Annotated in this window: 7 protein-coding genes, 2 pseudogenes and 1 riboswitch; of the genes and pseudogenes, 1 reads left to right on the top strand and 8 read right to left on the bottom strand. The window is 35.9% G+C overall.

All coding sequences use genetic code 11. The features are described from left to right. Positions 1-60: 60 nt before the first annotated feature. On the bottom strand, positions 61-1257 hold the full coding sequence (locus tag V7183_RS09540) for a M20 family metallopeptidase (RefSeq protein ID WP_335359322.1): 1197 nt from the start codon (positions 1255-1257) through the stop codon (positions 61-63). Positions 1258-1349: 92 nt separating this feature from the next. After that, positions 1350-1454: riboswitch (SAM riboswitch) on the bottom strand. An 86-nt stretch (positions 1455-1540) separates the two neighbouring features. Further along, positions 1541-3850 carry an AAA domain-containing protein gene (locus V7183_RS09535; protein WP_335359321.1) on the bottom strand — a complete coding sequence of 770 codons (2310 nt, stop codon included), beginning with the start codon at positions 3848-3850 and terminating at the stop codon, positions 1541-1543. A gap of 114 nt (positions 3851-3964) precedes the next feature. Between V7183_RS09535 and V7183_RS09530 the strand changes: the two are divergent. Beyond that, positions 3965-4060: pseudogene (locus tag V7183_RS09530) on the top strand (VOC family protein); the annotation flags it as partial. Here the strand turns inward: V7183_RS09530 and V7183_RS09525 are convergent. The 6 genes and pseudogenes from V7183_RS09525 to V7183_RS09500 all read right to left on the bottom strand — a co-directional run. Beyond that, a pseudogene (locus V7183_RS09525) lies at positions 4032-4199 on the bottom strand (DUF4073 domain-containing protein); the annotation flags it as partial. The pseudogenes V7183_RS09530 and V7183_RS09525 sit on opposite strands and share 29 nt — an antisense overlap. A 37-nt stretch (positions 4200-4236) precedes the next feature. After that, the gene (locus tag V7183_RS09520; protein WP_335359320.1) at positions 4237-4584 is read right to left on the bottom strand and encodes a DUF4260 domain-containing protein; all 348 of its coding nucleotides are present in this window, start codon (positions 4582-4584) and stop codon (positions 4237-4239) included. 129 nt (positions 4585-4713) lie between these two features. After that, on the bottom strand, positions 4714-5385 hold the full coding sequence (locus tag V7183_RS09515) for an ABC transporter ATP-binding protein (protein WP_097899821.1): 672 nt from the start codon (positions 5383-5385) through the stop codon (positions 4714-4716). Further along, on the bottom strand, positions 5385-6449 hold the full coding sequence (locus tag V7183_RS09510) for an ABC transporter permease (protein WP_335359319.1): 1065 nt from the start codon (positions 6447-6449) through the stop codon (positions 5385-5387). Before V7183_RS09510 ends, V7183_RS09515 begins: the two co-directional genes overlap by 1 nt. 112 nt (positions 6450-6561) lie before the next feature. Further along, positions 6562-7938 (bottom strand): sensor histidine kinase, encoded by a 1377-nt coding sequence (locus tag V7183_RS09505; protein ID WP_335359318.1) that lies wholly within the window; start codon positions 7936-7938, stop codon positions 6562-6564. Between the two features lies 1 nt (position 7939). Beyond that, positions 7940-8611: a response regulator transcription factor gene (locus V7183_RS09500; protein ID WP_097899818.1), complete on the bottom strand. Its 672-nt coding sequence runs from the start codon at positions 8609-8611 to the stop codon at positions 7940-7942. Positions 8612-8646: the final 35 nt, after the last annotated feature.

The raw sequence follows: 8646 nt of genomic DNA, 5'->3' as shown, positions 1-8646 counted from the left end.
AAGACTGAGGCTAGACAACTAGGGCTTTTTTCAAGCCCCCACTTCAAAACGTGTTAGCGTTTAAGTAGCGGGTAGTTGACACTCCTTCTTAATTTGATCAAGCGTTCCTTCTTCTGTAATTAAACGATATGCCGTGCAAGCTAATGCTTTTGCTGATGTAATTAACGCTTTGTCTCCAAGTTCGGAACGCGCTGCTTCTCTAAATTCATTCGTATGTGCAATTAAATCATCTGGACCAATTTTGATATAAGGGTGAATTGTTGGTACAACTTGACTTACATTTCCTGCATCTGTTGAGCCGATGCCCCATCGCTCTTTTCGGTTTACTTCTTCACCGAATTGTTCTAACTCCTCAGCAACCACTTCATTAAATGTCTTCGTCACTAGCAGCTCATCAATTTCGTTTTGGAACTGATTAATTTTTACTGTTGTCCCTGTTGCGAGTGCAGCTCCCTTCGCAATATTTCGTACCTTTTCTGTTACTTCAGCACATCTCTTCCGTGTTGCTGCGCGAATGAAGAAACGCGCTGCTGCGTAATCCGGAATAATATTAGGTGCTTTTCCTCCTTCTGTAATGACGCCATGAATTTTCACATCTGATGGAAGCTGTTGACGTAGTGCGTTAATGCCATTGTAAAGTTGAATAATCGCATCTAATGCATTAATTCCTTCTTCTGGTGACGCTGCTGCATGAGCGGACTTTCCATAAAAATGAAAATCAAGTGGATCAACTGCTAGTGACGGACTTGTCGTTGCTGTTTTCCCGCTAGGATGGATCATAAGCGCTGCATCAATATTGTTAAATAAACCTGCTTTCACATAACTAGCTTTTGCACTTCCATTTGGCCCGCCTTCTTCTGCCGGTGTTCCAAATACAATAATTTCGCCGCCAATTTCTGCAAGCGTCTCCGATAAAGCAATCGCTGCTGCAACGCTAATTGTCCCAATCAAATTGTGACCGCATGCATGGCCTAGTCCAGGCAAAGCGTCATACTCCGCTACAAAGGCAATTGCGGGTCCTTGTTTTCCTGAACTTTTCCGTGCGACAAACCCTGTTTCATGCCCTGCTATATTATGCTGCAGCTGAAAACCTGCACTTCCTAACAATAAACTTAATGTTCTAGATGCAAAGAATTCTTGGTTACCAATTTCAGGGTTCGCATGAATATCATGACTTGTTTTTACATACTTTTCTTTATTTCTTTCTATACTTTCAATAATGGCATTACGGTGTGACGTTACTTGTTTTGTCCCCATTTCTCTTATTCCTCCTTTAAATGTACACATAAAAAAGCCTCTTTCTAAAAGATAGAAAGAGGCTTGAAATACAAATTTAAAAATGGCCCTCTTTCTTATCTTTCAAGTTTTTCACTTGCTGGAATTGGCACAGTATTCATATTGAATCCGCTGCCGAGGCTTCATAGGGCCAGTCCCTCCACCTCTCGTGATAAGAAAATTATTTTTATTTTCATAAAATTATATTAAATTATTTTTATTCTAGTTTTATTCCAACTAAATGTCAAGGAATTCATATCCGTTTTTAACGAATATCTAAAAACCCTTTTAAAACACCAATTGTTTCAGGCGCCTGTAATCTCGCACATATATAAGGGAATTCTGGACTTCCTTCAAACATCATTTGAGATGTTAACGGAGCGCCTACCCAAAAGATTTCATCATCAATTAATAAAAATGGTAACGATTTATTTTGCCTTTGTGCCCTTACATTTTTTAATGGAATTGGTCCATCGCTATATATCGTTACCTGTGCTGTCGTACGCATTAACGCCTGCCATACTCTTTTATCTACCTGCCTTGTACTTGGAAGCGAAATAATAATTTTTTGTTTTGCTGATAGGATATCTTTTAACAATCCTTTCGGTTCTTCTAAATTCATTTGCATAAACCATCTCAGACGTTTTGTAATCTTTCGCTCTAACAATGGACGTGATGTTGTACGATCATATACATTTCCGTGTCTTTCTATGTGAGAAGTTAAGTGAGATAACGCTTGTTTTCTAGAAAGATTTTTCCGCATATACTGGCAGTCTGATAACTGAATGAACTTCCCTCTTGCCCTTGTTACCGCAACGTTTACAAGACGATGATTCTTATGATCGAAGAATAATACACCCGGACGTTCCTGCGGATAACTATCCACTGTATCAAATATCATCATGTCTCGTTCAGACCCTTGAAATTTATGAACCGTTGCTGCTAGAACAGGTGTATTTCGATATTTTGTCTTTTGCAATATTTCTCTTATACATGTTGATAAGAAACGGGACTGTGCACGATATGGCGTTACAACTCCAATCGATTGAACCCCATCTAATAATCCAATTAAAATCATTTGCACCGCAATTAGCCCTGACATGATATTAAAACGAGAGCCAGAGGCAGCATCTTTTACAGAATATGCTCCCATCAAACTTGTATCAAACAAGGCAGTCGCTTCGTTCGCAAACGGCTGCAATTTCGCTAATTCTTGGCGCACTGAAACAGAAGGATGGTCGAACACTCTATTTTTATAGATAAATGAGTTTGTAAATTTAGATATATCCGCATGCATACGCCTTTGTTCTTGCAGCATAAATAAATTCGGATGTGTCTCACACTTGTTTACAGATTGGACAATCCCCGCATGATAAAATATATCTTCCCCTAACCACTTTCTAACGAGCTCGTGGTTTGCCATCGCAATTGGTGGCAACTGTAAAAAGTCACCGCAAATAACAATTCTTTTTCCAAGAGAAGCCGCTAACGCAATTTGGGGTACATACGCCATACTTACTTCATCCACAACAATTAAATCAAATGTCCGTTCATAAATAAGAGAATCAATTGCGCATTTGGATAGTGTCGCACCTATTACCTTTGCATTTTCAATATATTCTCTTTCTACTTCTTTAATTTTTGCCCTTTGTTTCCTTAGATCGCCTTCAATTTCTTGCATACGCTTTTTATCAGAAGCAGTTGCTTTATAAGACAAGATTTTTTGACGTAAATCTTGGCGCATTTCTTCTAAATAAAGCTTTTCTTCTCCCCATGAACCATTCGTTGTTTCCACTAATCTAGAAGCTAACAATGTTTCATGATTACGTATATGTTCATGTTGACTAAATCCATAACGGACAATTTCTCCTGGTGTCCACTTTTCTTTCTTTTCGATTTGCTTTGTTACTTCACTCATTAATACGTCAACTGCTGCATTACTATGAGCAAGCACAAGTACTGATTTTCCTTTTTGATAATGCGCCGAAATAATGCGTGATAAATTGTACGATTTTCCTGTTCCTGGTGGTCCCCAAACATATGTTACCCCATTATAAAACGAACGATATGCAAGTTCATTCTTCGGATTTTTCATCTTTTCCATATGCTTTGGCATACTCTTTCCATCCAAGAGACGTTTTACTCGCTGACGCTTTTGTTTATCTTTTCGCACTTCTTTTAAACGCTCTTGCAATTGTTCTAACAATTGCCATGGTTCACTATATAAAGTAGCTTCTCTTATTTCGCCTTGTATATAATCATTCAATTTCAATTCGATTTCTAATCCATGTACAGATAGCACTTCTCCTGTTGCTTCCTCACCATCAAATTCAATTCGGATTGGTGTACCATCCGGTAAACTCACTTCAGAAATAAGCTGAAATACATACACTGTGCTTTCATAATCTGTATATAAAAAACGTCCATTTATAATAGATAGTTTACTGCCGCCTATCGTTTTCCAATGTTTAATCTCATATGCTAACGCTTGATGCCACTCTTTCATTGTTTCCGTTAATGAAGGAGTTTGCGAAGTTGTGTTCATACTGTTTTCTCCTTCCTTCTCTCCAAACATACTTTCTCACTATATCATAGAACGCTATAAAATAAGCAAGATTTTTATCTTACTTATTTTCTTAATTTTCAATATTATGATACATATGAAATTTACGGAAAGAAGGAATTCATCATGCCAGTAAAAAGAATCGAACACGTTGGAATCATGGTTGCAAACTTAGAAACATCGATCTCATTTTACGAAAAAGTTGTGTTAATCCAGGCTGTAAATTCATTTCCCCTTTATTACGTACATATACCGTTTGATTCCCTTCAAGTTTTGGAAGTATTGCTGGATTATATGTATGCCATTCGTTTCTTCCTTCTATAGAATATTCCATATACTCCGTTGCACCGACAATAATATTTAATCAATCAACTTTGTATTATAGGATAAACTTCACCTTATAACTTTTGAATGTGAGTATCTTTAAAACCTGTTTTATATTTAAGACCATATCCAAACATTCGATCCATTCCGATATGCGCTGTCCAAATTAAGCCACTCATCAGCATAACATCTAAATTTAGAAACATCCCTATTAAAATGAGTAATATGGAAACTACATACGTGTGAAACAAATTATATACCATGGCCCCGGCCTGATCATTCAGAAAATATGCAAGCATTGAAACATCCGGTGCTAAAAGCAGTAAGAAAAATATAAACCAACTAAAATCACATAATGAATACATATATATGCTTGCGACTAAAACCATAAGCCCTTCCATATGTATGATTTTCTTCTCCACACTTCACCCTCCTCCTATACAAATGACAGAATAATAATACTATTATAACATTTAGTCTCAAAATCAAACTAAACGAATTATCATGTACAAAAAAGCACAGGAATCCATCCTGTGCTTTTTTGCCATCATCTATACTAATTTTCCGTCTCTAAGTGTTAATACCCGATCACATACATCAAGAATTTTCTCATCATGCGTAATCATAATCGCTGCTTTTTGACTTTCTTTCACTTCTCGTTTCATCATTTCAACAACTTCTCGCCCACGTTTTGAATCAAGGCTTGCCGTTGGTTCATCTGCTAATATTAACTCTGGATTATTCATAAAAGCACGAGCAATCGCAACCCTTTGTCTTTCTCCACCAGATAACTGATGTGGATAGTGTTTTTTTCTCTGAGATAGTCCAAATACTGTTAGCAAGTGATTCGCACGCGTTTCAGATTCTTTTCGGGCTTCTTTCTTTAATTTTGCAATGTATTGTAATTGTTCTTTTACACTTAAATAGGGAACAAGATTAGCAAATTGAAAAATGAACCCGATTTTTCTTAAACGAATATCTGTCATTTGCTTTTCTGATAAATGGGTAATATTTTGCTCACCAATATAAATATTACCTTTTGATGGTGATAATAATGCTCCAGCAATCGATAATAATGTACTTTTCCCTGAACCAGAAGGCCCCACAATACCGATAAATTCTCCAGTCTTCACATCAAGTGAAATGGGATGAAGGGCGGTTACCTCTGTGTTCCCTTCTCCATATACTTTACTAACTCCATCTAGTTTCAATAGTGATGTCATTACATGCCACCTCCAATTGCTTCTAGTGCATCCACCTTTAATACTTGATATAAGGAAATCAGTGTTCCTAGTATGCTAATTACAATAAAGATTCCTGCATATTGGCCAATCATTGTTGTTGTTAATAAGAACGGCATACTTTCTGGCAAAATTCTTTGCAAACCTTCTACAAATACAATGCTTATCACCATCGCGACAACAGATAAGAATAATGCTTGCGCAACTAACGTATTTGCTAAATACGAATTTTTCGTTCCAATTGCTTTTAGTACACCTAATTGCTGTGTTTTTTGTAATGTAATGACATAGAAGAACACACCGATTAATAAAGCTGCAATCACCAGCAAGAACGCAATAATCATTGTTAATGTTCCTTGTTCTTCTTTATATCCTGGAATACTTTGAAGAACTTCTTTTTTCTCTAGCACATGTGCATTTTTTACTTCTTTATCAGTACGAAGTGCAATTGCACTATAATCTTTTTGATTTGGCTGCGCAATTTTTCCCCATACATCTTGGTTTACATAGACAACCGGTGTATGACTAAACATTTGGTCTTTCGTAAATCCAACTATTTTAAATTCTTTTTTAGAAACGGGATCAATGATTGTATCTCCAATGTCTACCCCTTTTTCTTTAATTGATTCATCAGCAACCATTTCATCTTGCGCTGTGCCTAACGCTTTTCCTTGCACAATCTTTGGTTCTAAAAATGTATCACGTTCGCTCGCAAAAATTGCTATATCAACTTTTTTTGAACTATCCTTCTTCTCATAGGTGGAAACTTTCACATGAAATGGTACCGCATCTCTTGCATCTACTTGCCCCACTACATCATCCACATCTTCTTTCTTAATTTGTGAACGAAGTAATTTATCTTCCGCATCTTTTGCTAATACAAATTTTGTTGCGTCCATATTTTGAATTGATGATGCATTATCATGCGATAAGCCATTTGCTAATCCTGAAATCACAAGGACTAAAAATGATAATAAAATCATGATGAGCCCGATTAACCCGTATCTTAACTTTGATTGTTTTAATTCACGTAGAGCTAAAAACATTTCATTCGCTCCTTCCTATTTCTTTCTATGTATGAAGCTTAAAAAAGAAATATGAACGGAATATGAATAAAAGATTACAAAGAAAGAGACTGCTTTTGTAGCAGCCTCTTCATTATTTAGGTAATTCAATTCGAAATGTCGTACCTTGCCCTTTCGTACTCTCTACTGAAATTTCCCCTTGATGTAATTCAACAATTTTCTTCACAATGGATAAGCCTAAGCCACTTCCTTCAACATTACGATCCCTTGCTGTATCCACCTTATAAAATCTATCAAAAATCCGATCCATCTCTTCTTGTCCCATACCAATCCCGCTATCTGAGATTGAAATCTCTACACTCATTTCTAATTCCCTGGCAGCAAATGTAATCGTTCCGCCACTATCTGTAAACTTAATACTATTTGTAAATATATTTGTCCACACTTGATGAAGTAAATTTTCATCGCCTGTTATAGTTATGTTAGGAACATCAAATTCAACTGCTATGTCTTTTTCACGCCATTTCCATTCCAACATAAAAATGACATCTTTAATTTGTTTTTGCAAATCAAACTCTTTTATTTGAATGACCTTCTCCTCTTTATCTAAGGAGGCAAGCGTAAGTAACTGTTTACATAAACTAGACATTCGCTTACTTTCACCTTCAATAATTTGTAAATAACGTTTTCTTTCCTCTTCTGTCATCTTTTCTGACTGTAGAGTTTTAGAAAAACCTTGAATCGAGGAAAGTGGAGATTGAAATTCATGCGACACGTTGGAAACAAACTCTTGTCTCATTTGATCTAATTCTTTTATACTTTTTGTCATTTTTTTGAAACTCGTAGATAATATTCCAATCTCATCTTTTCGCCCTTCTTCTAATTCAATATCGTATTCACCATTCGCAATCTTTTGAGTTGCTTTTGTAAATATGCGAATCGGACGAACGATATAACGCGCTGCAATTGCAATAAAAATGATACTTAATATAACAATAAACACAAGCAATACTGCTAAGAAAATTCTCATTTCACCGAATTGCTGCTGTATATCAGGACGAATAAATAAGGCATATTGCTTATCACCATTTTTCAGCGGAACCCCAACACTATTAATTAATTCATTATCAAAAAAGCCAGTTATAAATAAGCGAGTTGGATAGGTAGAAACACCATTGTATGTTTTTCCTTGCAATACTTCTTCAATTGTAGCATCACTAATCTTTATCGTACGAAAGGCATTTCCAAAACGTTTCCCATGTTTTTGATCATCTACTACATAAATCTCATAACCTAAATTCGCAATAGAATGTAAATAAGCATCCCGATTTTCCTCATCCTGTTTTTCATATAAATTTTTGACTTCATCCGCATAACGTAAAATCTTTTCACTATTATACGGTTTTAATTTCACCTGATAATAGACATTTGTAAATAAAAAGCCAATTATACTACTAACCAGCATAATTCCTATTGAAATCAATACAAATCTAGAATACAGTGACTTCATCTTATTTCAACTCCAACTTATAGCCAAGTCCGCGCACCGTTTTAATTTGAAAATCATCTGTTCGTTTTGAAAAACGATCTCGAAGACGTTTAATATGAACATCGACTGTACGTTCATCCCCTTCAAAATCCATTCCCCAAACAAGTTCAATCAACTCTTCCCTTGAGAACGTTCTTCCAGGATAACCTGCAAGTTGTGATAATAGTTCAAATTCCTTTAACGGCAGTAAAATTGTTTGATCATTACATTTTACCTCAAAGCTTTTTCTATCAATCGTTGTCCCGTGCAGCGTGATAACGTCCGCACTCAGCATTTGATAACGACGAAGCAAAGCTTTCATACGGAAGATTACTTCTGCTGGTTCGAATGGCTTCACAATATAATCATCTGTCCCTGAAATAAACCCTTTTTCTTTATCTACCAATTGATCTTTGGCAGTTAATAAAATAACTGGTATATCATGATATTTTCTAATTTCTTCGCATAAAGTATATCCGTCAACAAATGGCATCATGATATCAACAACGGCAAGGTGAATGTTTTCTTTTTCTAATATGGATTGTGCTACCTTTCCATCCTCAGCTTCAAAAACTTTAAATCCTTCCTTTTCTATGTGGTAATGTAGTAATTCCCTAATATGTTGATCATCATCTGCTAATAAAATATGTATCATATTCGTTAAATCCTTCCTTGGTTATCCTTCTATAC

It is taken from the genome of Bacillus sp. JJ1127, assembly GCF_036965845.1.
Classification (GTDB): domain Bacteria; phylum Bacillota; class Bacilli; order Bacillales; family Bacillaceae_G; genus Bacillus_A.
The sequence above is the reverse complement of the archived record's forward strand: the minus strand, read 5'-3'. Positions and strand labels throughout refer to the sequence as shown.